Source organism: Acrocarpospora catenulata (assembly GCF_018476525.1).
Lineage (GTDB): Bacteria > Actinomycetota > Actinomycetes > Streptosporangiales > Streptosporangiaceae > Acrocarpospora > Acrocarpospora catenulata.
This window is the reverse complement of record NZ_JAHCST010000020.1, coordinates 1-26,282: the sequence shown is the minus strand read 5'-3', so window position 1 is coordinate 26,282 and position 26,282 is coordinate 1. Positions and strand designations below refer to the sequence as shown.

Annotated in this window: 25 protein-coding genes; 19 read left to right on the top strand and 6 right to left on the bottom strand. The window is 70.0% G+C overall.

Annotated elements, in window-relative coordinates; all coding sequences use genetic code 11:
- The first annotated feature begins 44 nt into the window (after positions 1-44).
- The 4 genes from KIP79_RS21675 to KIP79_RS21660 all read left to right on the top strand — a co-directional run bounded on the left by KIP79_RS21675 (position 45) and on the right by KIP79_RS21660 (position 6,449).
- Positions 45-1,409, top strand: coding sequence for an APC family permease (locus tag KIP79_RS21675; RefSeq protein ID WP_214106713.1), 1,365 nt, complete (start codon positions 45-47; stop codon positions 1,407-1,409).
- Positions 1,410-1,413: 4 nt separating this feature from the next.
- Positions 1,414-2,175: an ABC transporter ATP-binding protein gene (locus tag KIP79_RS21670; RefSeq protein ID WP_214106712.1), complete on the top strand. Its 762-nt coding sequence runs from the start codon at positions 1,414-1,416 to the stop codon at positions 2,173-2,175.
- Positions 2,172-3,725, top strand: a complete 1,554-nt coding sequence (locus KIP79_RS21665) for a hypothetical protein (RefSeq protein ID WP_214106711.1) — start codon at positions 2,172-2,174, stop codon at positions 3,723-3,725. Before KIP79_RS21670 ends, KIP79_RS21665 begins: the two co-directional genes overlap by 4 nt.
- Before the next feature lie 75 nt (positions 3,726-3,800).
- The gene (locus tag KIP79_RS21660; RefSeq protein ID WP_214106710.1) at positions 3,801-6,449 is read left to right on the top strand and encodes a phosphoenolpyruvate carboxylase; all 2,649 of its coding nucleotides are present in this window, start codon (positions 3,801-3,803) and stop codon (positions 6,447-6,449) included.
- On the opposite strand, the gene fdhD is transcribed toward KIP79_RS21660, so the two are convergent.
- Together fdhD and KIP79_RS21650 are read right to left on the bottom strand one after the other, a co-directional pair.
- Positions 6,406-7,275, bottom strand: coding sequence for a formate dehydrogenase accessory sulfurtransferase FdhD (fdhD, locus tag KIP79_RS21655; RefSeq protein ID WP_214106709.1), 870 nt, complete (start codon positions 7,273-7,275; stop codon positions 6,406-6,408). The two genes, KIP79_RS21660 and fdhD, sit on opposite strands and share 44 nt — an antisense overlap.
- Positions 7,272-9,458: an FdhF/YdeP family oxidoreductase gene (locus KIP79_RS21650; protein ID WP_214106708.1), complete on the bottom strand. Its 2,187-nt coding sequence runs from the start codon at positions 9,456-9,458 to the stop codon at positions 7,272-7,274. Before KIP79_RS21650 ends, fdhD begins: the two co-directional genes overlap by 4 nt.
- 92 nt (positions 9,459-9,550) lie before the next feature.
- Here KIP79_RS21650 and KIP79_RS21645 point away from each other — a divergent pair, with 92 nt between their 5' ends.
- The 9 genes from KIP79_RS21645 (at position 9,551) to KIP79_RS21605 (ending at position 16,622) form a co-directional block, all read left to right on the top strand.
- Positions 9,551-10,372, top strand: a complete 822-nt coding sequence (locus KIP79_RS21645) for a biotin--[acetyl-CoA-carboxylase] ligase (protein ID WP_214106707.1) — start codon at positions 9,551-9,553, stop codon at positions 10,370-10,372.
- 49 nt (positions 10,373-10,421) lie between these two features.
- Positions 10,422-10,931, top strand: a complete 510-nt coding sequence (locus KIP79_RS21640) for a PH domain-containing protein (RefSeq protein WP_214106706.1) — start codon at positions 10,422-10,424, stop codon at positions 10,929-10,931.
- Positions 10,928-11,896: an adenylate/guanylate cyclase domain-containing protein gene (locus KIP79_RS21635; RefSeq protein ID WP_214106705.1), complete on the top strand. Its 969-nt coding sequence runs from the start codon at positions 10,928-10,930 to the stop codon at positions 11,894-11,896. The genes KIP79_RS21640 and KIP79_RS21635 overlap by 4 nt, the downstream gene beginning before the upstream one ends.
- A 57-nt stretch (positions 11,897-11,953) precedes the next feature.
- Positions 11,954-13,039: an S-(hydroxymethyl)mycothiol dehydrogenase gene (locus KIP79_RS21630; protein ID WP_214106704.1), complete on the top strand. Its 1,086-nt coding sequence runs from the start codon at positions 11,954-11,956 to the stop codon at positions 13,037-13,039.
- The gene (locus KIP79_RS21625) at positions 13,036-13,674 is read left to right on the top strand and encodes an MBL fold metallo-hydrolase (protein ID WP_214106703.1); all 639 of its coding nucleotides are present in this window, start codon (positions 13,036-13,038) and stop codon (positions 13,672-13,674) included. The genes KIP79_RS21630 and KIP79_RS21625 overlap by 4 nt, the downstream gene beginning before the upstream one ends.
- 88 nt (positions 13,675-13,762) lie before the next feature.
- A complete protein-coding gene (locus tag KIP79_RS21620; RefSeq protein ID WP_214106702.1) occupies positions 13,763-13,942 on the top strand; it encodes a (2Fe-2S)-binding protein in 180 nt (59 codons plus the stop codon).
- An 18-nt stretch (positions 13,943-13,960) separates the two neighbouring features.
- On the top strand, positions 13,961-14,443 hold the full coding sequence (gene bfr / locus KIP79_RS21615) for a bacterioferritin (protein WP_214106701.1): 483 nt from the start codon (positions 13,961-13,963) through the stop codon (positions 14,441-14,443).
- 233 nt (positions 14,444-14,676) lie between these two features.
- Positions 14,677-15,345 (top strand): response regulator transcription factor, encoded by a 669-nt coding sequence (locus tag KIP79_RS21610; RefSeq protein WP_030451323.1) that lies wholly within the window; start codon positions 14,677-14,679, stop codon positions 15,343-15,345.
- A gap of 5 nt (positions 15,346-15,350) precedes the next feature.
- Positions 15,351-16,622 (top strand): ATP-binding protein, encoded by a 1,272-nt coding sequence (locus KIP79_RS21605; RefSeq protein WP_214106700.1) that lies wholly within the window; start codon positions 15,351-15,353, stop codon positions 16,620-16,622.
- Here the strand turns inward: KIP79_RS21605 and KIP79_RS21600 are convergent.
- Complete coding sequence (locus KIP79_RS21600) at positions 16,595-17,104, bottom strand: GtrA family protein (protein ID WP_214106699.1); 510 nt, start codon at positions 17,102-17,104, stop codon at positions 16,595-16,597. The two genes, KIP79_RS21605 and KIP79_RS21600, sit on opposite strands and share 28 nt — an antisense overlap.
- Positions 17,105-17,337: 233 nt before the next feature.
- On the opposite strand from KIP79_RS21600, the gene KIP79_RS21595 reads away from it, so the two are divergent.
- From KIP79_RS21595 to purE, 3 genes are read left to right on the top strand one after another with little or no spacing between them, the layout of a single operon-like run.
- A complete protein-coding gene (locus KIP79_RS21595; protein ID WP_214106698.1) occupies positions 17,338-18,306 on the top strand; it encodes a hypothetical protein in 969 nt (322 codons plus the stop codon).
- A gap of 45 nt (positions 18,307-18,351) precedes the next feature.
- On the top strand, positions 18,352-19,491 hold the full coding sequence (locus KIP79_RS21590; RefSeq protein ID WP_214106697.1) for a 5-(carboxyamino)imidazole ribonucleotide synthase: 1,140 nt from the start codon (positions 18,352-18,354) through the stop codon (positions 19,489-19,491).
- Positions 19,488-19,997: a 5-(carboxyamino)imidazole ribonucleotide mutase gene (gene purE, locus KIP79_RS21585; protein ID WP_214106696.1), complete on the top strand. Its 510-nt coding sequence runs from the start codon at positions 19,488-19,490 to the stop codon at positions 19,995-19,997. Before KIP79_RS21590 ends, purE begins: the two co-directional genes overlap by 4 nt.
- Positions 19,998-20,006: 9 nt before the next feature.
- On the opposite strand, the gene KIP79_RS21580 is transcribed toward purE, so the two are convergent.
- Positions 20,007-21,314, bottom strand: coding sequence for a UDP-glucose dehydrogenase family protein (locus tag KIP79_RS21580; RefSeq protein ID WP_214106695.1), 1,308 nt, complete (start codon positions 21,312-21,314; stop codon positions 20,007-20,009).
- 121 nt (positions 21,315-21,435) lie between these two features.
- Between KIP79_RS21580 and KIP79_RS21575 the strand changes: the two genes are divergently transcribed.
- From KIP79_RS21575 to gdhA, 3 genes are all read left to right on the top strand, one after another.
- On the top strand, positions 21,436-22,599 hold the full coding sequence (locus KIP79_RS21575) for an acyl-CoA dehydrogenase family protein (protein WP_214106694.1): 1,164 nt from the start codon (positions 21,436-21,438) through the stop codon (positions 22,597-22,599).
- A gap of 96 nt (positions 22,600-22,695) precedes the next feature.
- Positions 22,696-23,748, top strand: coding sequence for a serine hydrolase domain-containing protein (locus tag KIP79_RS21570; RefSeq protein ID WP_214106693.1), 1,053 nt, complete (start codon positions 22,696-22,698; stop codon positions 23,746-23,748).
- A 354-nt stretch (positions 23,749-24,102) separates the two neighbouring features.
- Positions 24,103-25,449, top strand: coding sequence for an NADP-specific glutamate dehydrogenase (gdhA, locus tag KIP79_RS21565; protein ID WP_214106692.1), 1,347 nt, complete (start codon positions 24,103-24,105; stop codon positions 25,447-25,449).
- 270 nt (positions 25,450-25,719) lie between these two features.
- On the opposite strand, the gene KIP79_RS21560 is transcribed toward gdhA, so the two are convergent.
- Together KIP79_RS21560 and KIP79_RS21555 are read right to left on the bottom strand one after the other, a co-directional pair.
- Positions 25,720-26,070: a hypothetical protein gene (locus KIP79_RS21560; RefSeq protein WP_214106691.1), complete on the bottom strand. Its 351-nt coding sequence runs from the start codon at positions 26,068-26,070 to the stop codon at positions 25,720-25,722.
- 14 nt (positions 26,071-26,084) lie between these two features.
- A partial coding sequence (locus KIP79_RS21555; protein ID WP_214106690.1) for a hypothetical protein occupies positions 26,085-26,282 on the bottom strand: 198 nt, incomplete at its 5' end.

The following is a 26,282-nucleotide window of genomic DNA, read 5'->3' as shown; positions in this document are numbered from 1 at the left end:
GGGTGCCCGGAGTGGCGGGCGCGGCCCGGGGTACGGGTGCGCGCATGGGTGAACCGGGTCTCAAGCAGGGGCAAGCGCACGGCCAAACGCACGGTCTGCGTAAGGTCATCGGCCGCCGCGTGCTGTTGCTCTTCGTGATCGGCGACATCCTCGGGGCGGGCATCTACGCGCTGGCAGGGAAGGTGGCCGGGCACGTCGGCGGCGCCCTGTGGGTCCCGTTCCTGGCCGCCTTCGTGCTGGCCGCCCTCACCGCCACGGCGTACGCGGAGCTGGTCGGCAAGTATCCGCAGGCGGCCGGGGCCGCGCTCTACGCCAACAAGGCGTTCGCCATCCCGTTCGTCACCTTCATCGTGGCCTTCGCGGTGATGATGAGCGGCATCACCTCGGCCGGCGCCGCCGCCCGCGCGTTCGGCGGGCAGTACCTGGCCGAGTTCGTCTCGCTGCCCACCGTGCTCGGCGCGCTGATCTTCCTGGCCCTGATCAGCCTGGTGAACTTCGCCGGCATCTCCGAGTCCGTCCGGGTCAACGTGGTGCTCACCCTGGTCGAGGCGTTCGGCCTGCTGGTCATCATCGCCATCGGGGTGTTCGCGCTGCTGACCGGCGACGGCGAGCCAGCCCGGGCGCTGGAGTTCCACCCGGCCAACGGCGCCTTCCTGGGCGTGCTCGGCGGCACCGCGCTGGCCTTCTACGCGCTGCTCGGCTTCGAGGACTCGGTGAACCTGGCCGAGGAGGCCACCGACCCGCACCGCGACTTCCCCTGGGCGCTCTTCGGCGGCCTGGCCGTGGCCGGGCTGATCTACCTGGCGGTCGCCTTCACGGCCACCATGCTGGTGGACACCGCCACCCTGGCCACCTCCACCGGCCCGCTCCTTGAAGTGGTCAAGGTGGCCGGGCTGGCCTTCCCGCCCAAGCTGTTCGCGCTGATCGCCCTGCTCGCGGTGGGCAACTCGGCCCTGATCAACATGCTGATGGCCTCCCGGCTGGTGTACGGCATGGCCCGCGAGAAGATCATTCCACCGCTCTTCGGCGCCGTGCACCCCACCCGCGCGACCCCCTGGGTGGCCATCCTGTGCACCGTGGGAGTCGCCGCGGTCCTGGTGGCCACCGGCGACGTGGGCGGCCTGGCCGACACCACGGTGCTCCTGCTGCTCTGCGTGTTCACGCTGGTCAACGTGTCGGTCCTGGTGCTCAGGCGGGACGCCGTGCCGCACCCGCACTTCCGGGCGCCGACCTGGGCGCCGGTGCTGGGCGCGGTGGCCTGCCTGGTGCTGGCGCTCCCCGTCACCGGCCGGGACGGCGCGGTCTACCTGCGGGCCCTGGCGCTGCTCGGAGCGGGCACGTTGCTCTGGGTGATCAACCGGCTGGTATCCCGTAGTACCGCAACTTCACCGGAGGTTCGTTCGTTCTGAGGGCATGGACGAGGCGGTGCGCACCCGGGGGCTGGTCAAGAGTTTCGGATCGCAACTGGCGGTGGCCGGGGTGGATCTGGTGGTGCCGAAGGGCAGCTTCGCGGGTCTGGTCGGCCCCAACGGAGCCGGCAAGACCACCACCCTCTCCATGGCCACCGGCCTGCTCAGGCCGGACGCCGGGACCATCACCGTGGCGGGCTTCGACGTCTGGGCCGACCCCGTCAACGTCAAGTCCAGGATCGGCGTGCTCCCCGAGGGCCTGCGCCTCTTCGAACGCCTCTCTGGGCGGGAGCTCCTGCTCTACAACGGCCAGCTGCGCGGCATCCCCAGGGCCGAGGTGGAACGGCGGGCCGGGGAACTGCTCGGTGTGATGGATCTCACCGAGGCGCAGGACAAGCTGGTGGTGGACTACTCCACCGGCATGCGGAAGAAGATCGGCCTGGCCGCCGCGCTGCTGCACAACCCGGGCGTGCTCTTCCTGGACGAGCCGTTCGAGGGGGTGGATCCGGTGAGCGCCAACACCCTGGTGGAGGTGCTCCGCAGGTACACCGCCTCCGGCTCCACGGTGATCTTCTCCAGCCATGTGATGGACCTGGTGGAACGGCTCTGCGACTGGGTCTCGGTGATGAGCCGGGGCCAGATCGTGGCCCAGGGCCCGGTGGAGGAGGTCCGCCAGGGCCGCAGCCTGAACGAGGCGTTCCTTGAGCTGGTCGGGGCCCGCGGGCACGGGGACGGCGAGGGGCTCTCCTGGCTGGGGTCGCGATGATCGGCCTGTTCGTCCGGCTCAAACTCCGCCTGATCGTCGGGAACCTCCGCGGCGACCTGGTCCGCCAGCTCGGCTTCGGCTTCTCGCTGCTGGCCGCCGTGATCTGCGCGTCCTTCGGCTTCCTCAGCTTCTCCCTGGTCCGGCTGGTGCCCCACGACCTGGCCGTCGACCTGGTCGTCATGCAGTTCACCGCGTTCACGATCGCCTGGATCGTGGTCCCGCTGCTCGCCTTCGGCCTGGACGAGACCCTCGACCCGGGCCGTCTCTCGCTCTTCCCGCTGACCACCCGTCAGTTGGCCACCGGCCTGTTCGCCGCCTCGGCCACCGGCGTCTGGCCGCTGGCCTCGCTGGTCGCGCTGTTCGGCGCGGTGGCCGGGCTGGCCACCGGGCCAGGCGGTGTGCTGCTCGGCCTGGTCGCGGTGCCGCTGCAGTTCGCGCTCTGCCTGGTCACCTCCCGGCTGGTCACCACCGCCCTGTCCGGCGCGCTGCGCAGCCGCCGCGGGCGGGACCTGCTTGGCGTCGCGGCGGTGCTGGTGGTGGTGCTCACCCAGCTGCCCAACCTGCTGCTCAGGGACGGCCTGCCCGCCGACCCGCTGGAGGCGGTGGCCGCGCCCGCCGCCGTGCTGCGCTGGGCCCCGCCCGGCATGGCCGCGCACGCCATCGCCGACGGCGGCCTGACCGGCCTGCTGGAGCTGGCCACGGTGGCGGCGACCGTGCTGCTGCTCGGCTGGCTCTGGATCCTCGCCCTGCGGGCCGCGCTGGTCCGGCCCGACACGACCGGCCAGGCCGCCGCGGTCCGCCGCTCCCGCCTGGGCCGCCTGCTGCCGGAGGGCCCGCTCGGCGCCGTGCTGGCCAAGGAGCTCAGGTACGCCCGGCGGGAGCCGCGCGGCCGGGTGATCTGGTTCACCGCCATCGCGGTCAGCGGGATCCTGCTGTTCACGCTCCGCAGCCCGCAAGGCTGGCAGGGCCTGCCGCTGGCCGTCGGCCCGGTCGCCATCGCGGCCGGCATGATCGGCATCCAGGCCGCCAACGTGTTCGGCATCGACGGTCGCTCCCTGTGGATGAACGCGGTCGCCTTCGGGCGGCCCCGGGATCTCCGCACCGACCTGGCCGGTCGGCAGCTGGCCACCACGGTGATCGGGGTGCCGCTGCTGACCGTGGTGGCCGTGGCGGCGGGCGCGCTGGCCGGGAACGTGGTCTGGGCGATTCCCGCCGCGCTGGTGGCCTGGGGAGTGCTGGGGGTCTCCCTCGGGGTGGGGGCGCTGCTCAGCGTGAGCATGCCCTACACCTATCCGGAGCGGATGAACGCGTTCAGCTCGGCCGCGCCAGGGCAGGGCGGGCAGGCGTTCGTGGGCTCGTTCGGCGCGCTGCTCGGCACGGGGTTGCTCGTGCTGCCCCTGCTGCTGCCGGTGCTCTTCGGCATGCTGTGGGTGAGCGCGCTCGCCGTGCCGTACGGGCTGGCGGTGGCCTGGGGCGGGCGGCGGGTGGCGAGTCAGGTGGGCTTCCGGCGGCTTCCCGAGCTGATCGCGGCGGTCTCCCGGCCCGCCTAGCGCGGGCACACTGGTCTAGTCCAATTGGTGAGACCGGTCTCGGGCGGATCACGGGCACTCGCTAGGCTTCCAGGCATGGCCTCGATCTCTCCCGCAGAACGCCACAGCGCCGTCACGGAGATGCCCGACGACCTGCGCGCCGACGTCCGCCTTCTGGGTGAGTTGCTCGGCCAGGTGATCGCCGAACACGGCGGCCCCGAACTGCTCGCGGACGTGGAACGGCTGCGCAAGGCGGTGATCGCCGCCCGCCGCCGGGAGGTCAGCGGGGACGAGGTGGCCGCCCTGGCGAGCTCCTGGCCGGTGGACCGGGCGGTGCAGATCGCCCGCGCCTTCACCTGCTACTTCCACCTGGTCAACCTGGCCGAGGAGCACTACCGCATCCGCATCCTGCGGGCCAGGGACAGTGACAACGTGCCGGTGCCCGAGTCGCTGGCCCAGGCCGTCCGGGATCTGAAGGACGATCTCGGTGAGGAGGAGCTGAACCGGCTGGTGGCCGGTCTGGAGTTCCGTCCGGTGCTGACCGCGCACCCCACCGAGGCCCGGCGGCGTGCCGTGGTCACCGCCATCCAGCGGGTCAGCGCCCAGCTGGACCTCTACAACACCCCCGGCCGGGGCGCCGCCGAGCGCGACGAGGCCCGCCGGCGGCTGCTGGAGGAGATCGACCTGCTCTGGCGCACCCACCAGCTGCGGCACACCAAGCTGGACCCGCTGGACGAGGTGCGCACCGCGATGGCCGCCTTCGACGAGACGCTCTTCCGGGTCGTCCCGTTCATCTACCGCTCGCTGGACGCCGCCCTGGAGCCCGGCACCGGCACCCGGGTGCCCCGCTCCCGCGCCTACATCCGGTACGGCAGCTGGATCGGCGGGGACCGGGACGGCAACCCGAACGTCACCGCCAAGGTCACCAGGGAGGCCGTGCTCATCCACGCCGAGCACGTGCTGGTCGCGCTGGAGACCGCCGCCACCCGGATCGCCCGCACCCTCACCCTGGCCAGCGCCTACACCTCGCCGTCCGAGCAGCTGCGGGCCGCGCTGGCCCAGGCCGAGGGGGACTTCCCCGACCTGGTCTCGGAGATGGCCACCCGCTCCCCGCAGGAGCCGCACCGCCAGTGGCTGCTCTTCGTGGCGGCCAGGATCGCCGCCACCCGCCGCCGCGACCTGGACCTGGCCTACCTGTCCCCGGCCGATCTGCTGGCCGACCTGCGCCTGGCCCAGGACTCGCTCCGCGAGGCCGGCGCGGTACGGCAGGCCTTCGGCGAGCTGCAGAACCTCATCTGGCAGGTGGAGACCTTCGGCTTCCACCTGGCTGAGCTGGAGGTGCGCCAGCACTCCCAGGTGCACGCCGAGGCGCTGGCCGAGCTGAAGGCAGGGAAGGGGCGCTCGGAGCGTACCGAGGAGGTGCTGGCCACCATCCGGACCATCGCCTGGATCCAGGAGCGCTTCGGGGTCAAGGCCTGCTCCCGGTACGTGGTCTCGTTCACCCGCTCGGCGCAGGACGTGGTGGCCGTCTACGAGCTGGCCAGGCACGCGCTCGGCGACCGGGCCCCGGTGCTGGACGTGGTGCCGCTCTTCGAGTCCGGGGAGGACCTGGACAACTCGGTTGCCGTGCTGGCCGGCATGGTGGCCGCCGAGCCGGTCCAGCGGCGGCTGGCCGCCAACGGGCGCCGGCTGGAGGTCATGCTCGGCTACTCCGACTCGGCCAAGGAGCTCGGCCCGGCCGCCGCCACCCTCCGCCTCTACGACGCGCAGGCCGCGCTGGCCGCCTGGGCGGCCGACAACGACATCCGGCTCACCCTCTTCCACGGCCGGGGCGGCGCGCTCGGCCGGGGCGGCGGCCCCGCCAACCGGGCGGTGCTGGCCCAGGCCCCCGGCTCGGTGGCCGGGCGGTTCAAGGTGACCGAGCAGGGCGAGGTGATCTTCGCCAGGTACGGTCACCAGGCCATCGCCCGCCGCCACATCGAGCAGGTCACCAACGCCGTGCTGCTGGCCTCCACCAGCACGGTGGAGAGCCGGACCGCCGAGGCCGCCGCCAAGTTCCGCCACCTGGCCGGGCAGGTCGCCACGGCCTCCGAGCACGCCTACCGCGCGCTGACCGAGGCCCCCGGCTTCCCCGAGTGGTTCGCGCTGGTCAGCCCGCTGGAGGAGATCGGCTCGCTGCGCCTGGGCTCCCGCCCGGCCCGGCGCGGCCTGGGCGCCCCCAAGTCGCTGGACGACCTGCGCGCCATCCCGTGGGTGTTCGCCTGGGCGCAGACCCGCGTCAACCTGCCCGGCTGGTACGGCCTGGGCAGCGGCCTGTCGGCGGTGCTGGAGTCCGGGGGCCGGGCCGAGCTCCAGTCGGCCTACCAGGAGTGGCCGCTGTTCGCCTCGCTGCTGGACAACGTGGAGATGTCGCTGGCCAAGACCGACCGGTCGATCGCCACCCGCTACCTGGCGCTGGGCGGCCGGGACGACTTCACCAAGCAGGTGCTGGTGGAGTACGACCTGACCAGGAAGCTGGTCCTGGAGATCACCGGCCACAGCCGCCTGCTGGAGAGCCGCCGGGTGCTCTCCCGCGCGGTCCAGCTCCGCGACCCGTACGTGGACGCCCTGTCCCACCTCCAGCTGCGGGCGCTGTCGGCGCTGCGGAGCGCGGACGGGCTGCCGGAGGAGGAGCGGGAGCGGCTGTCCACGCTGCTGCTGCTCAGCGTGAACGGGGTGGCGGCGGGGCTGCAGAACACGGGGTGACCCGCTCGGCCCCGGCGTAGACGTTGAAGCGCTCCTCGCGCAGGAAGCCGACGAGGGTCTGGCCGAACTCCCTGGCCAGGTCCACGGCCAGGGAGGAGGGGGCGGAGACCGCGCAGACCAGCTCGATTCCGGCGGCCAGCGCCTTCTGCAGGATCTCGTAGCTGGCCCGGCCGCTGACCAGGAGCAGGTGGCCGGTGAGCGGGAGCCTGCCCTGGAGCAGGGCCCAGCCGACCAGTTTGTCCACCGCGTTGTGGCGGCCGACGTCCTCGCGGGCCTGGATCAGGGTGCCGTCCGGGGTGAACAGGCCCGCCGCGTGCAGGCCGCCGGTCCGGCCGAAGACGCCCTGGGCCTGGCGGAGGGTGGCGGGCAGGCCGTACAGGATCTCGGGGGTGACGGTGAGCGTGGTGGGGCCGGTGAGCGGGGCGCAGCGGTTCCGGAGGGCGTCCAGGCTGCCGCTCCCGCACACCCCACACGCGCTCGAAGTCACGAAATGTCGCTCTAGATGGGAAATTTCGGGGATTGGGCGGTTGAGGCGGACGGAGACGGTGTTGTAGCGGGCCTCCGGGAGGACGTCCTCGTCGGTGCAGTAGCCGATGGCCGTCACGTCGCCCGGGGCGATCACGCCTTCGCCGTGCAGGAAACCGGCCGCGAGCTCGAAGTCCGCGCCCGGGGTGCGCATGGTGATCGCCACGGTACGGCTCTCGCCGGCCGCCAGCACCCGGATCTCCAGGGGCTCCTCGGTGGCCAGGTCGTCGCGCCGCTCCCGCTCGTGCCCCCGGGAGACCTGGCGCACCCGGTACCGGGAAATGGGCCCGGGACGGCTCATCGCGGGGTGAGGGTCGCGTAGGCGTTGTAGTCGGGAATCCGGGCGTCGGGCGAGCGCCGGGCCTTGTCCAGCAGCACGTTCCCCTCCGGCCAGTGGATCTGCACGTTCCCCGGCATCAGCGGCGCCCGCAGCACCTGCCCGGTGAAGCTCCCCGACTCGCTGGTCAGCGTCACCTCGGCGCCGTCGGCCAGGCCCAGCCGGTCCGCGTCGTACGCGCTGATCAGCACGGCCTGCCGGGTGGCCCCGTTGAACCCGTCCCTGCGCTCGTGGACCATGCTGTTGAACTGCTTGCCGCGCCGGGTCGCGACCAGGAAGGCCCCGTCGGGGCGGGTCAGTTCGGGCAGCGCCACCGGCGTGAACCGGCCCCGCCCGTCCGGGGTGGGGAACTCGCCGTCCGGGCAGAGGTGGCGCCCACCGTACTGGACCTGGTCGCCGAATCCGGACAGGGCGGCGATGCCCTGGTAGAACGGCACGGCCCGTTCGATGTCGGCGCGGATGGCGGCGGTGCCCTCGTAGCGGACCCGGTCGGCCAGGTCGGGACGGGCCCGGGCGACCAGCTCGGTGAAGATCTTCCACTCCGGCCAGGCCTCGCCGATCCGGGGGCCGGGGACCTCGGGGGAGTAGATGATCCGCCGCTCGGTGGAGGTCTCGGTGACCCCGCCCGACATTTCGTACCTGGTTTGCGCGGGGAGCAGGAGCACGTCGCCCGCGCCGGGGACCAGCATCTGCGAGGAGAGCACGATGTCGATGTGCACCCGCAGGGACGGGCGGGACAGGGCCTCGCGGCAGTAGTCCGGGTCGGGGAGCACCTCCAGGAAGTTGCCGCCGGAGGAGATCAGCACGTCCAGTTCGCCCGCGTGCGCCGCGTCGATCATGTCGGTGGCGGTCAGGCCGGGCTCGGCGGGGACCTCGAACCCCCACAGTTCGGTGAATTTGGCCGCGTTCTCGGGGGTGACCGGCAGGCCGCCGGGCAGGCCGGTGGCGTACGCGCCCATCTCGGCGCCGCCCTGCACGCCGCTGTGGCCCCGGATCGGCATCAGGCCGCAGTTGTCCCGGCCGACGAAGCCACGCGCCAGGCCCAGATTGACGATGGCCCGCACGTTCTCCTCGCCGTAGGCGTGCTGGGTGATGCCCATCGACCAGACCAGCACGGCCGAGCGGGCCTCGCCCAGCAGTTTGGCCAGCTCGAACATGTCCTGCCTGGTGGCCCCGGAAAGCGCCTCCAGGGACTCCCAGGACTGGCCGGCGACCTGTTCGCGCACCGTGTCGAAGTCGGCGGTGTGCCGGTCGATGAACTCCTTGTCCAGCCAGTCGTTCTCGATCAGGTGCTTCAGCACGCCGTTCAGGAAGCCGATGTCGCCCCCGATGTTCACGCCGAAGAAGTGATCGGTGATCTTCGTGCCGAAGACCGCGGACTCCATGTTGGAGGGCACCCAGTACCGGTCCATGCCCGGTTCGCGGTAGGTGTTCACCATCGCGATGCGGGTGCCCGCCTTCTTGGCGTGGTAGAGGTACTTCATCGCCACCGGCTGGTTGTTGGACGGGTTGGAGCCGATGAAGACGATCAGGTCGGAGCCGATCCAGTCCTGGTAGGAGCAGGTGGTCGCGGCGGCGCCGATGGTCTGCTTGAGCGCCACGGTGGACGGGGAGTGGCAGATCCTGGCCGCGTTGTCGATGGAGTTCACGCCCAGCGCCCGGACCGCCTTCTGGGCCGCGAAGTAGTTCTCGTTGGGCACGCCCCTGCTGGTCAGGTAGACCCCGACCCGCCCGTCCAGCCGCCCGGCCGCCGTCTCCAGCGCCTCCTCCCAGGAGATCCGCCGGAACCCGGGCTCCCCCTGCCGGCGGAGCATCGGGTACGGCAGCCGCCCCAGCGCCCGCAGGTCCCCGCTCCGGGACGGCAATTTGGCTACGTCGGCCAGCAGCGCCGGATCCAGCGCGGGCATCGTGTTCAGCTCAAGCAGCCGGAGCCGGATGTTGCACAGATGGATCTCGTCCATCGTCCAGTCCCGCATGCCCTTGGTGCCCAGCGCGCAGCCGTCGCAGGTGCCCTGGGTGAGGATGCGCCAGGCGTAGCGCCGGTTGCCCTTCACCGAACGGAACGCCTTCCAGAGCTCCAGGTAGTTGTTCGGCTTGCGCTCGCCGATCCCGAAGGGCTTCCATCCCGCCCAGTTCCTGCGGTCCATTTGCACTCCTCAGCTGTTCTGTAGAACACCTTATGACCAGGCCATGACGGAATCCGGTTACAGAACGCCGCTCGGGACGAGAAGATTACGGGGTGCCACAGTCACCATTCCCTGATCTCGAACGTCCGTCGTTGTCGCAGGCCGCGCTGCGGGAGGCCCTGGTAAGACCGGGCTCGCTCTGGTCGTCGGTGACCGTCGTGGACCGTACGGGGTCGACCAACGCCGACCTGGGGGCCGGCGCCCGGGAGGGGACTCGGGAAGGGGCGGTGCTGGTGGCCGAGTCGCAGTTCGCCGGGCGGGGGCGGCTGGGCCGGCTGTGGAGCGCGCCACCACGGTCGGGGCTGACCTTCTCGGTGCTGCTGCGGCCCGATGTGCCGGTGGGCCGGCAGGGCTGGCTGCCGTTGCTGTTCGGACTGGCCGCCGCCACTGCCGTAAGCCGGGTGAGCGGGGTCGACGTCCGGCTGAAGTGGCCCAACGACCTGCTGGCCGGGGAGCGGAAGCTGGCCGGGGTGCTGGCCGAGCGGGTCGACCGCTCGGTGGTGGTCGGCATGGGGCTCAACGTCACCCTGCGCCGGGAGGAACTGCCCGTGGAACGGGCCATCTCGCTGGCCCTGGCCGGGGCCACCTGCACCGACCGGGGGGAACTGCTCGTCGCGGTGCTGCGCGAGCTGGCCGTACGGTACCGGGAGTGGGTGGCCGCCGACGGGGACGCGGAGGCGTGCGGGCTGCGGGCGGCCTACCTGGCAAGCAGCGCCACGGTCGGGCAGGAAGTGCGGGTGGAGCTGCCCGGGGAGCGGGTGCTGGTCGGGCAGGCCACCTCGGTGGACCGCGCGGGGCGCCTGATCGTGCGGGCCGACGGGGAGGATCATCCGTTGAGCGTGGGGGACGTGGTCCACGTCCGCGCCGTTTCGTAATCAGAGTCCGACACGACAGAGAGCGCCCGGTCGTGCCACGATGCCCACTATGGGTCTGCCCGATCACCACCTCACCACCGGGGAACGCGTCGTCCACTCGTTCCACCCGCACTGGAAGCGGCTCGTCGTGCCCTTCCTCGCCTTGGTTCTGGTGATCGCCGTCTCCAGCGCGGCGATCTACTTCATGCCGGAGTTCGAGTACGACTGGCTCGCCCGGATCACGGTGGCCGTGGTCTCCGTCGTCGCGCTCACGCTCCTGTCGTTCATTCCGTACCTGCGGTGGAAGACCACCTCGTACACGCTGACCACGCACCGGTTCAACATCAGCACCGGCGTGCTCAGCAAGTCCGAGGACGACATCCCGCTGGCCAAGGTCAACTCGGTCAGTTCCGACCAGACCCTGCTGGAGCGGCTGCTCGGCTGCGGCACCCTGAAGGTCGAGTCGGCCTCCGAGCGGGGTGAGATCAACTACCGGGACATTCCCAAGATCCAGACGGTCCGTACCGAGCTGTTCCGGCTGGTGGAGGACGCCGCCGACGGGACCATCGACGGCAAGTGAGCGACCGCCCCGGCCCAGCGGAGGTGCAGCGGGTCTTCCTCGGCGAGCCGCCGCGCCACAACCGCCGCGCGCTGGCGGCAGCCGCGGGGGTACGGCCCGAGCTGGCCGAACGGCTCTGGCGGGCGCTCGGCTTCGCCACCCTGGCCGACGACGCGGTGGCCTTCACCGATGCCGACCTGGACGCGCTGCGGCGGGTCGGGGCGATGCTGGAGGCCGGGCTGCTGGACGAGACCACCGTGCTCCGGATGGCCAGGGCGCTGGGCCGGACCACCGCGCGGCTGGCGCAGTGGCAGACGGAGATCATGGTGGGGGCGCTGCTCGACCCGAACGAGCGGCCCGGTGACGCCGACCTGGCCCGGCTGGTGGAGGCGGCGCGCCTGCTGCTGCCCGACTTCGAACGCATGCTCGTGCACGTCTGGCGGGCCCAGCTGGCCGCTTCGGCGGGCCGCCTGCTGGCCCTCGCCGACGACGCCCCGCCGCACCGGCTGACCCTGGCGGTGGGCTTCGCCGACCTGGTCTCCTTCACCCGGGTCTCCCGCGAGCTGGACGAGCTCGCGCTGGCCGAACTGGTGGAGGGCTTCGAGGAGCGGGCCTCCGACGTGGTGGCTCAGCACGGCGGGCGGCTGGTCAAGACCCTCGGCGACGAGGTGCTCTTCACCGCCGCCGATCCCGAGGTCGCCGCCCGGATGACGCTCGACCTGGTGGACGCGCTTGGCCGGGGCGATCCCGGGGTACGGATCGGGTTGGCGTACGGGCCGGTGTTGCCCGTGATGGGGGATGTCTTCGGCACCACCGTCAACCTGGCGGCCCGGCTCACCGCCATCGCCCGCCCGGGCAGCGTGATCGCCGACAGCGCGCTCGCCGAGGCCGTCATCGGCCGGCCCGGAATCGACGTGGTCAAAATCCGCCGTCGCCCTGCGCGCGGCCTGGGCGTGGTCCAGCCTTATGTGCTGCGCCGACCTTGACGAGATGGCTTGTCCTGGAAATCCTGATCTCCGGTCAATGAGGACGAGGTGGTTGTTGTGGCTTATGAAGTGCAGGGCGTCGTCGCCAGGGGCAAGGGCGAGCCGGTCACCTTGGAGACGGTGATCGTGCCCGACCCCGGACCCGGCGAGGCGGTTGTCACGATCCAGGCGTGCGGGGTCTGCCACACCGACCTGCACTACCGGGAGGGCGGGATCAACGACGACTTCCCGTTCCTGCTCGGTCATGAGGCCGCGGGCGTGGTGGAGGCGGTCGGCGAAGGCGTCACCGAGGTGGCCCCCGGCGACTACGTGATCCTCAACTGGCGGGCGGTCTGCGGCAACTGCCGGGCCTGCCTGCGCGGGCGTCCCTGGTACTGCTTCGCCACCCACAACGCCAAGCAGAAGATGACGCTCACCGACGGGACGGTCCTCAGCCCGGCCCTGGGCATCGGCGCCTTCATCGAGAAGACCCTGGTCGCCGCCGGGCAGTGCACCAAGGTCGACCCCCGCGCCGAACCCGCGGTGGCGGGGCTGCTCGGCTGCGGCGTGATGGCCGGTCTGGGCGCCGCGATCAACACCGGCGGGGTGACCAGGGGCGACTCGGTGGCCGTGATCGGCTGTGGCGGCGTCGGCAACGCAGCCATCCTCGGCGCCCGGCTGGCCGGGGCCAGGACGATCATCGGCGTCGACGTGGACACCCGCAAGCTGGACTGGGCCCGCGAGTTCGGCGCCACCCACACGGTCAACTCGCGGGAGAGCGACCCGGTGGAGGCCATCCGCGACCTCACCGGCGGCCACGGGGCCGACGTGGTGATCGAGGCGGTCGGCCGCCCGGAGACCTACCAGCAGGCCTTCTACGCCCGCGACCTGGCCGGGACCGTGGTGCTGGTCGGCGTGCCCACCCCCGACATGCGCCTGGACCTGCCGCTGCTCGACGTCTTCGGGCGCGGCGGCGCGCTCAAGTCCTCCTGGTACGGCGACTGCCTGCCCAGCCGCGACTTCCCCATGCTGATCGACCTGTACCTGCAGGGCCGCCTCAACCTGGGCGGCTTCGTCACCGAGACCATCGGGCTCGGCGACGTGGAGGAGGCGTTCGCCAAAATGCACCGCGGCGAGGTGCTGCGTTCGGCGGTGGTGCTGTGAGCGCCCAGGACAAGGTCGGGCATCTGATCACCTCCGGCACGTTCTCGCTGGACGGCGGGACCTGGGAGGTCGACAACAACGTCTGGCTGGTGGGGTCGGAGGAGGAGGTCGTCGTCATCGACGCCGCCCACGACGCCGAGGCCATCCTGGCGGCGGTGGCCGGCCGGGCGGTGACCGCCATCGTGTGCACGCATGGGCACAACGACCACATCGACGCCGCCGCCGAGGTGGCGGACCGGACGGGGGCGCCCATTCTGCTCCATCCGGCCGACCAGATGCTCTGGGAGATGCACTACGGCGCGGGGGCGGTGCCGTACCGGCCGTTGAAGGACGGGCAGGTCATCGATGCCGGAGAGGTAGCGTTGACCGTGCTGCACACGCCCGGGCACTCGCCGGGCGCGGTCTGCCTGCACGCCCCCGAACTGGGCGTGGTGTTCACCGGCGACACCCTGTTCCAGGGCGGGCCAGGGGCCACCGGGCGGTCGTACTCCTCGTTCGAGACGATCATCGAGTCGATCGAGGACCGGCTGCTGACGCTCCCGGCGGAGACGGTGGTGCACACCGGTCACGGCTCGTCGACCACCATCGGCGCGGAGGCGCCGCACCTGGCGGAGTGGCTGGCCAGGGGCTATTGACGAGTGTGTTCTGCCTCACGTAGGCAAGCCTTACCAAAGTGGGTTATCTTAGGTGTGCCTAACCTACTTTGAGAGGCCCTCCCCTGCCATGTACGTCTGCATCTGCCGCGCGGTGACCGACACCGAAGTGCACGAGTGCATCAAGGCCGGCGCCCGGACCGCCCGGCAGGTGCGCGACACCACGGGCGCCGGAGGCGACTGCGCGGCATGTGTCCGGAAGATCTGTGCGATCCTAAAAAGGTCAGAAGACCTGATCACCACCGCATAGAGACCAAGGGGCTTGTCAATGCAGGGCGACAAAGAGATCATCGCACTGCTCAACGAGCAGCTGACGTCCGAGCTCACCGCGATCAACCAGTACTTCCTGCACGCCAAGATGCAGGAGAACTGGGGCTACACCAAGCTGGCGAGTTACACCCGGGCCGAATCCTTCGACGAGATGCGCCACGCGGAGAAGCTGACCGACCGCATCCTGTTCCTGGAGGCGCTGCCCAACTACCAGAAGCTGAACACCCTGCACATCGGGCAGACGGTGAAGGAGCAGATCCAGGCCGACCTCGACCTGGAGCTGGGTGTGGTGAAGCGGCTCAAGCCGGGGATCGCGCTGATGCGGGAGCGTGGTGACATCGTCTCCGCCCTGCTCTTCGAGGAGATCCTGAAGGACGAGGAGCACCACATCGACTATCTGGAGACCGAGCTCGGGCTGATGGAGAGCCTGGGCGAGCAGCTCTATCTCCAGCGCTACGCGGAGCCACCCTCCTCCTCCTGAATGTGGCCTCCTGAATGTAGTCGAGCCGCATGGGGCACGCCCGCCGTATTCCGCCTCGGCGGGCTTCTCCTTTCCCTGGCTTCTTTCCTCTCCCGCTACCGCGATCGGGCGGTGGAACTACTGCCATATACCGACCTTTAAGTGTGTTTGCCCAGGTCAATTGATAGGTCAACGACGAGTCAAACCGCGCGCTGCTGCCGGGAAACGATCGCTTAAGGTCCTACGATCGCTCCATGACCTGCGTACTTCTCGCCGAGGATGACACCTCGATCTCAGAGCCACTGGCGCGCGCGCTGCGCCGGGAGGGCTACCAGGTGGAGGTGAGCCCGGACGGCCCGCAGGCCCTGGAAAGGGCTCTTTCTGGAGGCGTTGACCTCATAGTTCTGGACCTTGGCCTGCCGGAGATGGACGGGCTCGAGGTCGCCCGCCGGATCAGGGCCGAAGGCCATGGGACGCCCGTGCTCATCCTCACCGCTCGCGTCGACGAAGTCGACACCGTGGTCGGTCTCGACGCCGGGGCCGACGACTACGTAACCAAACCGTTCAGACTGGCCGAACTGCTCGCCCGGGTCCGGGCGCTACTGCGGCGCGGCACGTCGGAGACTCCCGTGGTGCAGGGGGTGCGGATCGACGCAGACTCCCGCCGCGCCTGGATGGGCGACAAGGAGCTGCACCTCACCACCAAGGAGTTCGACCTGCTCCGCGTCCTGGTCAGGGACGCCGGAAAGGTGGTGACTCGTGAGCAGATTATGCGTGAGGTCTGGGACACCAACTGGTGGGGTTCCACCAAGACCCTGGACATGCACATCTCCTGGCTCCGTCGCAAACTGGGCGATGACGCCGCCAAGCCCCGGTACATCACCACAGTGCGAGGGGTCGGCTTCCGCTTCGAACGCGAGTAAGGCGGATGCGGCGGCGCCTGCTCTCCTCGATGCTGCTCGTGGCGGTCATCGCGGTCCTGCTGCTCGGCGTGCCCCTGGGCGTGGTCGTCGTACGGCTCATCAACGACGAGGCCGCCCAGGAGCTCAGCGCCGAGGCCACCCGCGTGCTGATCAGCGTGGAGTATGCGATCAGCCAGGAGCAGCCGGTCGACCCCAAACAGCTGGCGAGCAACTACCCCAACCGGTACGTGCAGGTGGCGTTCCGCGGGATCTCGCCGATCGCGGTGGGCATCCAGCCCCCGGCGAACCGCTCGCTGACCGAGGACGCCAGGTCCGAGAACGGGGTCGTCCGGGTCACCCGGGACACCGCCGAGATCGACCAGGAGATCCGGGCCCGCCTGCTGCTCACCATCTCGCTGGCGGTCGCCGCGCTCGGCGTGGCCATCGGCCTGGCCGTGGTGACCTCGCGGCGCCTCACGCTGCCGTTGATAGACCTGGCCAAGATCGCTGAGAAACTGGGCTCCGGCGACGCCCGCCCAAGCAAACACCGGTACGGGATCCCCGAGCTGGACCGGGTGGCCGAGGTGCTGGACCGCAGCGCCATCCGCATCTCCGAGCTGCTCGGCCGGGAGCGGGAGTTCGCCACCGACGCCTCCCACCAGCTGCGCACCCCGCTGACCGGGCTGACCATGCGGCTGGAGGAGATCGTCGCGGCGGCCGACGAGCCCGCCGTCGTGCAGGAGGAGGGCGAGGCCGCCATCGTGCAGGCCGAACGCCTCACCGCGGTCATCGACGAGCTACTGGCCGCGGCGCGCCGCCAGCGCACCTCGCAGGCCGAGCCGATCGACATAGACGACGTGCTGATCCAGCAGATCACCGAATGGGAGCCCGCGTTCCGCCGCTCCCATCGGCAGATCGAGCTGACCGGCACCCGGGGGCTGCTGGCGCTGGCCACCACCGGCGGGCTGAGCCAGGTGGTCGCCACGCTGCTGGACAACTCGCTGCAACACGGCGGGGGGCCGGTCCGGATCACCACCACGAGTTCGGAGAAGTCCATCGTCATCGAGGTGTCCGACCAGGGGCCCGGGGTGCCGGACAAGATCCGTAACCGGGTCTTCGAGCGGAACGTCACCGGCGGGCACGGCACCGGCCTCGGGCTCACCCTGGCCCGCTCCCTGGTGGCGGCCGACGGCGGGCGGCTGGAGCTGGTCAAACCCCGTCCGGCCACGTTCGCCATCTTCCTCCGCCAGGTGGGCGAGAACGGGCGGCGTCACCGAGTGGTCAGCGGGCCCGCCTGAGCTTCCACCGTGCCCTCCACGGTGCCCTCCACCGTGCTCTCCACCGGCTGCGCGGCCAGGAACACCCACTTCTTGTACGACCAGAACCGGAACAGCGTGCCGAGACCGGTGCCGATCAGGGTGGCGATGTTGTTGGCGAGCAGGTTGTCCAGGCCCAGTGTGTACCGGCTGAAGCTGAGGCAGAGCAGCTCGATCAGCAGGCCGACCCCGTTCAGCACGAAGAACAGCACGTACTCGCGGGCCAGGCCGCTCTGCTCGCGGTGGCGGAAGGTCCAGTAGCGGTTGCCGAAGTAGGCGAAGGTGGCGGCCACCACGGTGGCGATCACCTTCGCGGTGAGCGTGCCCTGCGACCCCCACCAGGCCCACAGCGCGTTGACCACGCCGAAGTTGATCACGAAGGCCATGGCGCCCACGGTTCCGAACTTGAGCACTTCGTGGACGAGCGCGGCGAACCGCTCGTATGCGCGACGAATAAGCTGCACGAGCCGCACAATCCTTCCTGTTCGGGCCTCCTGGCCCGGCCTTCGGATTCGTCCCAGGCTACCGGTACTGCCTGGAAACGGGCGTCCCGTCCGTTCTTCTTTAAGGTTCTGCCCAGCTGGCCGAAGAACATTTCAACAAATATCCGACTATGAGGGCGATTGGGGGCTTGGAGGCACTACGCTCGCGCCCGATATCAGGCGTGTCGTGCCGGGTGGAGAGGTGACTCCTGATCATGGGACTACTCGGTCTCCCTGGTCGCCGTGCCACCCTCCCCCGTACCGGTTGGGGCCTGGTGCTGCTGGCGGGCGCGGTCGCCTGCGGGGGCGCCCCGCCGGTCGTCGAGGAGATCGTGCCCCGGCCGAGTCCGCCCCCGGCCCTCACCGTGGACGTGGCCGAGGACGCCTTCGACACCCTGCCCGAACTCTGGGGGGCCTGGCGGCGGCTGGACTGCGCCAAGGTGGCCTACCTGAGCACCTGGGCGGAAGGGCAGTCGGCGGAAACCGTCTGCGCGGCGATCCCGAAGGGCCACCGCGCCCCGGCCCGTCCGGAGTACTCCGACGCCGACGTCTACCTGCCCGCGGCGCCCGCCCCCGAGGACGGCACGTGGTTCCTGGCCATAGCGCGGGACCCCGAACCCGCGTACTTCGTCATCATGCTGGAGCAGGAACTCTGGCGGCTGGCGCTCGGGCCCGTACCGGCGCTGGGCAAGGTGGCCGAACCGGCCGGGGACGAGATGCCGGCCGACCCGGCGCTCACCGTCAAAGCCAAGCTGGTGCCCCAGCAGTACCTGACCTACCTGACCGACCCCGCCGGAGTGAGCGGCATCACCTTCCCCGCCGGGGACCCCATGCGGGCCCTGCTGGCGGAGCTGCTCCGCCGCCCCACCAAAGCCCGCCCCGACCGTGTCACCACCGACGTCCGGCTGGTCACCGAGTCGCCTCGGGTGCTCATGCTGGCCGACGGCGGCGCCCTGGTCCTGCACGCCCTGCGCCTGGTCCGCACCCAGAAACCCGCCCGCGGGCGCAAGACCCTCAAACACCCCCTGTACGGCAAGGACGATCTGCGCGCCTTCACCGGCAAGTCCCGGTTGGACACCCTCACGGGCAGCGAGATCCTCTTCCTGGCCACCAAGGTCACCGAGGCCGGCAAGATGACCACGATCGGACTCCGCCGGGAGCTGGCCGAGATCACCGCCGGCTGACCGCGGCCCCGGCGCACTGAACCGCCTCGGTTAAGCTTGCCCCTTGTGAACAGCCCCAACGCCCCCGTTGTCGGGATGGTCGGCGCCGGGCAGCTGGCCAGAATGACCCAGCAGGCCGCCATCGCCCTCGGTATCGAACTCCGGGTGCTCGCCGGATCTCCGGACGAGAGCGCGGCCCGGGTGATCCCGGCGACCACGGTGGGTGACTACCGTTCCCTGGACGATCTGCGGGCCTTCGCCGAAGGCTGCTCCGCGGTCACCTTCGACCACGAACACGTGCCGACCGACCACATCCGCGCGCTGGCTTCGGCGGGCATCGCCGTACATCCGGGGGCGGAGGCGCTCGTCCACGCCCAGGACAAGGCGGTCATGCGCGACCGGCTCACCGCGATCGGCGCACCCTGCCCGGCCTGGGCCCGGGTCACCGGCCTCCAGGACGTGGCGGAGTTCGCCGCCGAGCACAGCTGGCCGGTGGTGCTCAAGGCGGTGCGCGGCGGGTACGACGGACGAGGGGTCTGGGTCGTCAGGTCCGCCGCGGAGGCCGCCGAAGTGCTCGGCCACGGCATGGAACTGCTCGTGGAGGCGTTCGTCCCGTTCGAGCGGGAACTCGCCGTACTGGTCGCCCGCTCCCCGCACGGCCAGGGCGTCAGCTACCCCGTGGTGGAGACGGTCCAGGAGGACGGCATCTGCGTGGAGGTGATCGCCCCCGCCCCCGAACTCGACGGCGAGCACGCCGCCGAAGCGCAGCGGGTGGCGCTGTCCATCGCCGCCGAACTCGGCGTGACCGGGCTGCTGGCGGTCGAGATGTTCCAGACCAAGACCGGCCTGATCGTCAACGAGCTGGCCATGCGCCCGCACAACAGCGGCCACTGGACCATCGAGGGCTCCAGGACCTCCCAGTTCGAACAGCATCTGCGGGCCGTACTGGATCTGCCGCTCGGCTCACCCGCCCTCACCGCGCCCGTGGTCGTCATGGCCAACCTGCTCGGCGGCCCCGACCCGGACGTCTTCCGCCGGTACGAGCACGTGCTCGCCCACGACCCGGGCATCAAGATCCACTTCTACGGCAAGGAAGTCCGCCCCGGCCGCAAGATCGGCCACGTCACCGCCCTCGGCACCGACCTCGACGAGGTACGTGCCCGCGCCCGCCACGCCGTCACCTGCCTGAGAGGACCACTCGGATGAGCACACCCGCCGCCCAGGTCGGGATCGTGATGGGCAGCGACTCGGACTGGCCGGTCATGAGGGCCGCCGCCGAGGCGCTCAGCGAGTTCGGCGTGCCCTTCGAGGCCGATGTCGTCTCCGCCCACCGCATGCCGGAGGAGATGCTCAACTACGGCCGCCACGCCGACTCCCGCGGCGTGAAGGTGATCATCGCCGGAGCGGGCGGGGCGGCCCACCTCCCCGGCATGCTCGCCTCGGTCACTCCGCTCCCGGTGATCGGTGTGCCGGTTCCGCTCAAGTACCTGGACGGCCTGGACTCGCTGCTGTCCATCGTCCAGATGCCGGCCGGGGTTCCGGTGGCCACGGTGGCGGTCGGCGGCGCGCGCAATGCCGGGTTGCTCGCGGTTCGCATCCTGGCGGTCGCCGATCCCGCGCTGCGTGGACGTATGGCGACATTTCAGGTTGCCCTCCGCGACCAGGCGCACGCCAAGGGGGAGAAACTCCGCGCCGAGGCGCTGGAGCTGTAGGACCGGGCTCTAGGGCCGGCCGAGGGCGCGGTAGTTCCAGCCCGCCGCTCGCCAGGTTTCCGCGTCCAGCGCGTTGCGGCCGTCCACGATGTTGCGGGCGCTCACCACGGAGCCGACCCGCTCCGGGTCCAGTTCGACGAACTCCTGCCATTCGGTGAGCAGGAGCACCACGTCGGCGTGGCGGGTGGCGTCCAGGGCGGAGTCGGCGTAGTCCAGGGTGGGGTGGGCCTTGCGGGCGTTGGTGAGCGCGACCGGGTCGTACACCGTCACCGCGCCGCCCTGCTGGCCGATGGTGAGCGCCACGTCCAGCGCGGGGGAGTCGCGGATGTCGTCGGAGTTGGGCTTGAACGCCGCCCCCAGGACGCCCACGGTCTTGGTGTGGAAGGAGCCGCCCACCAGGTCCCTGGCCAGGTCCACCATGCGGGCCCGGCGGCGCATGTTGATCGCGTCCACCTCGCGGAGGAAGGTGAGCGCCTGGTCGGCGCCGAGTTCCCCGGCCCTGGCCATGAACGCCCGGATGTCCTTGGGCAGGCAGCCGCCGCCGAACCCCAGCCCCGGGTTGAGGAAACGGCCGCCGATGCGCTCGTCGAAGGAGAGCGCCAGGGAGAGTTGCCGCACATCCGCGTGCGCGGCCTCGCAGACCTCCGCCATGGCGTTGATGAACGAGATCTTGGTGGCCAGGAAGGCGTTGGCGGCCGACTTGACCAGTTCCGCCGTCGGGAAGTCGGTGACCACGATCGGGACGTCGCCCAGCGGGCCGTACACGTCTCTGAGGATCTTCTCGGCCCGCTCGGAGGCCACGCCGAACACGAGCCGGTCCGGCTTCAGGGTGTCCTGGACGGCGAAGCCCTCCCGGAGGAACTCCGGGTTCCAGGCGAGTTCGACCTGCGGCCCGGCAAGGGCGGCGAGTTTGTCGGCCAGGCGCTGTGCCGTACCGACCGGGACGGTGGACTTGCCGACCACCAGGCAGTCACGGTCGAGATGTGGCGCCAGGGACTCGATCACCGCGTCCAGATAGGAGACGTCGGCGGCGTACTCGCCCTTCTTCTGCGGGGTGCCGACGCAGACGAAATGTACATCCCCGAACGCGGCCGCCTCCTCGTACGAGGTGGTGAACCGCAACCGCCCGGTGGCCAGGTGCCGCCGCAGGAGTTCCTCCAGCCCCGGCTCGTGGATCGGCAACTCCCCGCGCTGCAAAGTGGCGATCTTCTCGGGGTCCACGTCCAGGCCGAGCACCTCGAATCCCAGCTCGGCCATGCACGCAGCGTGCGTGGCCCCCAGGTACCCGGTCCCCAGCACCGTGAGACGGTACGGCACGGCCACACTCCCCTCATTACCGACACTTTGCGTCCCGGCATGTTATCCCAGGCTATGGACCCTTTCTTCGTGGACCCTGCCCTGGTGGTCGGCCAATAGTTGGACGTCCTACAATCGGGCTATGAGCTTCCCTCTCTACTCGCTCAGCGAGGAGCACGAAATGCTGCGCGAGGCCGTACGCGCCCTCGCCGACGAACGGATCGCTCCGCGCGCCGCAGCCGCGGACGAGAGCGAGGAGTTCCCCTGGGAGGTCTACAAAGATCTTGTCGCCGCCGACTTCCACGCCACACACGTGCCCGAGGAGTACGGCGGCGTTGGCGCTGACGCGCTGGCCACCGTCATCGTGATCGAAGAGGTGGCCCGCGCCTGCGCTTCCTCTTCCCTCATACCCGCGGTCAATAAACTAGGCACGGTTCCACTACTTCTGTCCGGGTCCGAGGAACTCAAGGCTCAGTACCTGGCGCCCGTCGCCCGCGGCGAGGGCATGTTCTCCTACGCCCTCTCCGAAGCCGAGGCCGGTTCCGACGCCGCCGCGATGAAGACCCGCGCGGTGGCCGACGGCGACCACTACATCCTCAACGGCGCCAAAATGTGGATCACCAACGCCGGCGTCTCCGAGTTCTACACGGTCATGGCCGTGACCGAGCCCGGCGCGGGCCCGCGCGGCATCTCCGCCTTCGTCGTGGAGAAATCCGACGAGGGCGTCTCCTTCGGCCCCAAGGAGAAGAAACTCGGCATCAAGGCGTCCCCCACCCGCCAGGTCCTCTTCGACAACGTCCGCATCCCCGCCACCCGGATGATCGGCGCCCCCGGCACCGGCTTCAAAACCGCCCTCGCCACCCTGGACCACACCCGCATCACCATCGCCGCGCAGGCTCTCGGCATCGCCCAAGGCGCCCTCGACTACGCCATCTCCTACGTCAAGGAACGCAAACAGTTCGGCCGCCCCATCGCCGACTTCCAGGGCCTCCAATTCATGATCGCCGACATGGCCATGAAACTCGAAGCCGCCCGCCAACTCACCTACACCGCCGCCGCCAAATCCGACCGCGCCATGCACGGCACCCCCGCCGCCGACCTCACCTTCTTCTCCAGCGCCGCCAAATGCGCCGCCAGCGACGCCGCCATGGAAATAACCACCGACGCCGTCCAACTCCTCGGCGGCTACGGCTACACCCGCGACTTCCCAGTCGAACGCATGATGCGCGACGCCAAAATCACCCAAATCTACGAGGGCACCAACCAGATCCAGCGCATGGTGATGGCCCGCCAGCTGCTGAAGTAGCTCTTGACGTGCAGAAACCCCGTCTCCCTTGATTGGCAGGCGGGGTTTCTTGTTCGGGTACGACAAATTGCCTGTCCGCTCCTAGGGTGGAGGGCCATGGTCAACGGAACGGTGGAACCGGGTTTCGAGCAGGTACGGGACGTTTTCGCCGATGTGCTGAAGCGGCAGGCTGGGGGAGCGGGGGCCGCGGTTGCCGCCCAGTTGGACGGCCGATGGATCATCGACCTGTGGGGCGGGCCGGGCTGGTCACGCGACAGCATCGTCATGCCGTACTCCGTAACCAAACCGTTCGCGGCGGTCTGTGTGTTGCTCCTCGTGGATCGGGGCGTGCTGGAGTTGGACGCCCCGATGCGGCGCTACTGGCCCGAGTTCACTGCGCCGGCGACCGTACGACATGTCCTGTCGCACCAGGCGGGCGTGGTGGCACTGGACCAGCTGGTACCCACCGAGACTTTCTACGACTGGGATCGGATGTGCGCGCTTCTTGCCGCGCAGGAGCCGTCGTGGGAGCCGGGCACCGCGCACGGCGAGTCGGCGTTGTTCTACGGGCACTTGGTCGGCGAACTGGTCCGGCGCGCCGACGGGCGGACGCTCGGCCGCTTTCTCGCTGAGGAGGTCTGCGGCCCGCACGAGCTGGACTTTCACATCGGCCTCGGCCCCGCTGAACAGGCGCGGGCGATCGAGCTGACCGGCTTGACCTCGGCCTACCGGGCTGCCGCGCTGGACGGCAAGCCCGACCTCTACCACCGGGCTATCGGCAATCCGCCCGGTGCCCAGGACCCGGCTGTGGTCAACTCCGCCGCCTGGCGGGCCGCCGAGATCCCCGCTATCAACGCCCACGGCACCGCCCGGGCAGCCGCAGGGTTCTACTCCGCGTTGCCGCGGCTGCTGTCAGCCGGCCTGCTCGCCGAGGCCACCACCGCCCAATGCTCGGGGATGGACGCGGTTTTCGGGGCACAGGCGACCTGGGGGCTGGGCTTCGGCATCCATGGTGACGACTACGGTATGGGCGGCCTGGGCGGTAACTATGCCGGCGCCGCCGGCTACACTTTCGCCTTCCTCACTGGCCATGCCGGCGATTTCGACCGCGCCACTGACCTGGAGAACGCTCTGCGCGCCGTTCTCGGGCTTGGCCCGATTCCCGACTAGACCGGGTGCGGTGACCTGTGAGCGGGCCTGGTGGTCGGTCTCGGTCCACTTGGGACCGGACGACAAAGGCGGGTCATCGGACGGACTGCTGTACAGCCAGCAGAAGCGGCATAGCAGATCGGGACATATGAGGATCACGCCATTTGGGTCGGTCGGCAGTTCGGCGGGGACTGCGGCATGGCCGAGTTGGATGTCGCGGGGCGCGGTCGGCAGGATCGTGCGTGTCGTATGTTTCCAGCTTGTTTCGGGTCCTCTCTAACATGGCATCAAGTGGTGGCCGATACCCTCGGAGGGGTCGCCGCCAGCGTTGTCGGGACTTGTCATGGTCGATCCCCTGATTGAAGGAGTGACGGCGTGCCCGTCCTTGACGAGAAGCTGTACGACATCTACGACGAGGTGCTGCGTCGCAACCCCGGGGAAACCGAGTTCCACCAAGCCGTACACGAGGTGCTGGACAGCCTTGGGCCAGTTGTCGCCAAGCATCCGCAGTACGCGGACGCGGCCGTCATCCAGCGTCTGTGCGAACCCGAGCGGCAGATCATCTTCCGGGTTCCGTGGGTGGACGACGCCGGTCGGGTCAACATCAACCGGGGGTTTCGGGTCGAGTTCAACTCGGCCCTCGGGCCGTACAAGGGAGGGCTGCGGTTCCACCCCAGCGTCTACCTCGGGATCGTCAAGTTCCTCGGCTTCGAGCAGATCTTCAAGAACGCGCTCACCGGGATGCCGATCGGCGGCGGCAAGGGCGGCTCCGACTTCGACCCCAAGGGCCGCTCCGACGGCGAGGTCATGCGCTTCTGCCAGTCGTTCATGACCGAGCTGTACCGGCACATCGGCGAGTACACCGACGTCCCGGCGGGCGACATCGGCGTCGGCGGCCGGGAGATCGGTTACCTGTTCGGCCAGTACAAACGAATCACCAACCGGTACGAATCAGGCGTCCTCACCGGCAAGGGCCTGACCTGGGGCGGCTCCCAGGTCCGCACCGAGGCCACCGGCTACGGCACGGTCTACTTCGTCGACGAGATGCTCAAGACCGACGGCCGGTCCTTCGACGGTAAGCGGGTCGTCGTCTCCGGCTCGGGCAACGTGGCCATCTACGCCATCGAGAAGGTCCACCAGCTCGGCGGTGCCGTCGTCGCCTGCTCCGACTCCAGCGGCTACGTCGTCGACGACAAGGGCATCGACCTCGACCTGCTCAAAGAGATCAAGCAGGTGCGGCGCGGGCGCATCCAGGAGTATGCGCAAGCCCGCGACGACGCCCACTTCGTGCCGGCTCGCACTGTCTGGGGCGTCCCCTGCGACATCGCCCTGCCCTCCGCCACCCAGAACGAACTCAACGGCGCGGACGCGCTCACCCTGATCAAGAATGGGTGCCAGATCGTCGCGGAGGGCGCCAACATGCCCACCACCCCCGACGCCGTCAAACTGTTCGCCGAAGCCGGCGTCCGCTTCGCCCCCGGCAAGGCCGCCAACGCCGGCGGGGTCGCTACCAGCGCCCTGGAGATGCAGCAGAACGCCTCCCGCGACTCCTGGACCTTCGAGCACACCGAGGAGCGCCTCGCCGACATCATGCGCGGCATCCACGACCGCTGCCTGCAGACCGCCGACGAGTACGGCGCCCCTGGTAGCTACATCGCCGGCGCCAACATCGCCGGTTTCACCCAGGTCGCCGAAGCCATGCTGGCCCTGGGCGTCATCTGACCGACCGAGGTTGCGCGGGGCAGGCGCCTGAGCCTCTGATCGCCTGCCCCTGATCGCGCCGTGGCTTGATGTCGGGTCGCTCGTAAGCCTCCTGGCCGTGACGCCCCAGGACCCTCGCCCTGTTCAACCTGCTCGTGACGGACACCTCTGGAGACACGGGCCTGCCGCCATTGCTCGGTTGGGCCGGGGTGCTGCCGTGCCTGGCAGGACTTCTGGCGATCACCCTGCTGTGGAGGAGATCGCGACCAACATCGCAGGCATGACCCTGACCTAAAGCAGGAGACGGGTTTCGGCGAGACCCGCCAGATCATTGTCTGAAAGGTCCATGATCATGGCACTCCCGTTTCGGTTGGGGGACCAGCCGAGGTCCAGGGCCTTTCTGATGGTGGCGGCGACGAGGGCCGGGCGTACCGTTGTCGTCTTCTCGCCGAGCCAGCTGTCTGGGCGCTGGCAGGGCAGCGATGCCAGGAGAACCTGGCCCGGTTTGTCGGCCAGTTGGACCGCGAAAGTGAGCGGGCCCACGCCGATGGCCTGGTCGTAGGTGGGCTTGTGACGGATGCGCCAGCGGTAAGCCACATCACTTACGGTGATGAGGCGAGTACCCTTCCGGGGAAACGTCATTGGACACCTCCTGATCACGTTCCGTGGGAGCGCCAGAACCGGCGGTGATTTTGTTCGTGAGTTCCAGGCTCTGGCTCAAATTTCGGATGCTGTTGGTGATCTTTGTAGTGTCTGGCGTTCTTGTTGAGTCCATGGTTGTCTGAGGGTGATTTCACCGCGCCGTTCTGTAGCCGTTCTGCGGAGGTGGACGGGTGTCGATGGGCGGGGATATC

Bases quoted from the DNA above. Each gene is read 5' to 3' on its own strand.
- KIP79_RS21675 (WP_214106713.1), top strand. From the start codon at position 45: ATGGGTGAACCGGGTCTCAAGCAGGGGCAAGCGCACGGCCAAACGCAC.
- KIP79_RS21670 (WP_214106712.1), top strand. From the start codon at position 1,414: ATGGACGAGGCGGTGCGCACCCGGGGGCTGGTCAAGAGTTTCGGATCG.
- KIP79_RS21665 (WP_214106711.1), top strand. From the start codon at position 2,172: ATGATCGGCCTGTTCGTCCGGCTCAAACTCCGCCTGATCGTCGGGAAC.
- KIP79_RS21660 (WP_214106710.1), top strand. From the start codon at position 3,801: ATGGCCTCGATCTCTCCCGCAGAACGCCACAGCGCCGTCACGGAGATG.
- fdhD (WP_214106709.1), bottom strand. From the start codon at position 7,275: ATGAGCCGTCCCGGGCCCATTTCCCGGTACCGGGTGCGCCAGGTCTCC.
- KIP79_RS21650 (WP_214106708.1), bottom strand. From the start codon at position 9,458: ATGGACCGCAGGAACTGGGCGGGATGGAAGCCCTTCGGGATCGGCGAG.
- KIP79_RS21640 (WP_214106706.1), top strand. From the start codon at position 10,422: ATGGGTCTGCCCGATCACCACCTCACCACCGGGGAACGCGTCGTCCAC.
- KIP79_RS21620 (WP_214106702.1), top strand. From the start codon at position 13,763: ATGTACGTCTGCATCTGCCGCGCGGTGACCGACACCGAAGTGCACGAG.
- bfr (WP_214106701.1), top strand. From the start codon at position 13,961: ATGCAGGGCGACAAAGAGATCATCGCACTGCTCAACGAGCAGCTGACG.
- KIP79_RS21610 (WP_030451323.1), top strand. From the start codon at position 14,677: ATGACCTGCGTACTTCTCGCCGAGGATGACACCTCGATCTCAGAGCCA.
- KIP79_RS21605 (WP_214106700.1), top strand. From the start codon at position 15,351: ATGCGGCGGCGCCTGCTCTCCTCGATGCTGCTCGTGGCGGTCATCGCG.
- KIP79_RS21595 (WP_214106698.1), top strand. From the start codon at position 17,338: ATGGGACTACTCGGTCTCCCTGGTCGCCGTGCCACCCTCCCCCGTACC.
- purE (WP_214106696.1), top strand. From the start codon at position 19,488: ATGAGCACACCCGCCGCCCAGGTCGGGATCGTGATGGGCAGCGACTCG.
- KIP79_RS21575 (WP_214106694.1), top strand. From the start codon at position 21,436: ATGAGCTTCCCTCTCTACTCGCTCAGCGAGGAGCACGAAATGCTGCGC.
- KIP79_RS21570 (WP_214106693.1), top strand. From the start codon at position 22,696: ATGGTCAACGGAACGGTGGAACCGGGTTTCGAGCAGGTACGGGACGTT.
- KIP79_RS21560 (WP_214106691.1), bottom strand. From the start codon at position 26,070: ATGACGTTTCCCCGGAAGGGTACTCGCCTCATCACCGTAAGTGATGTG.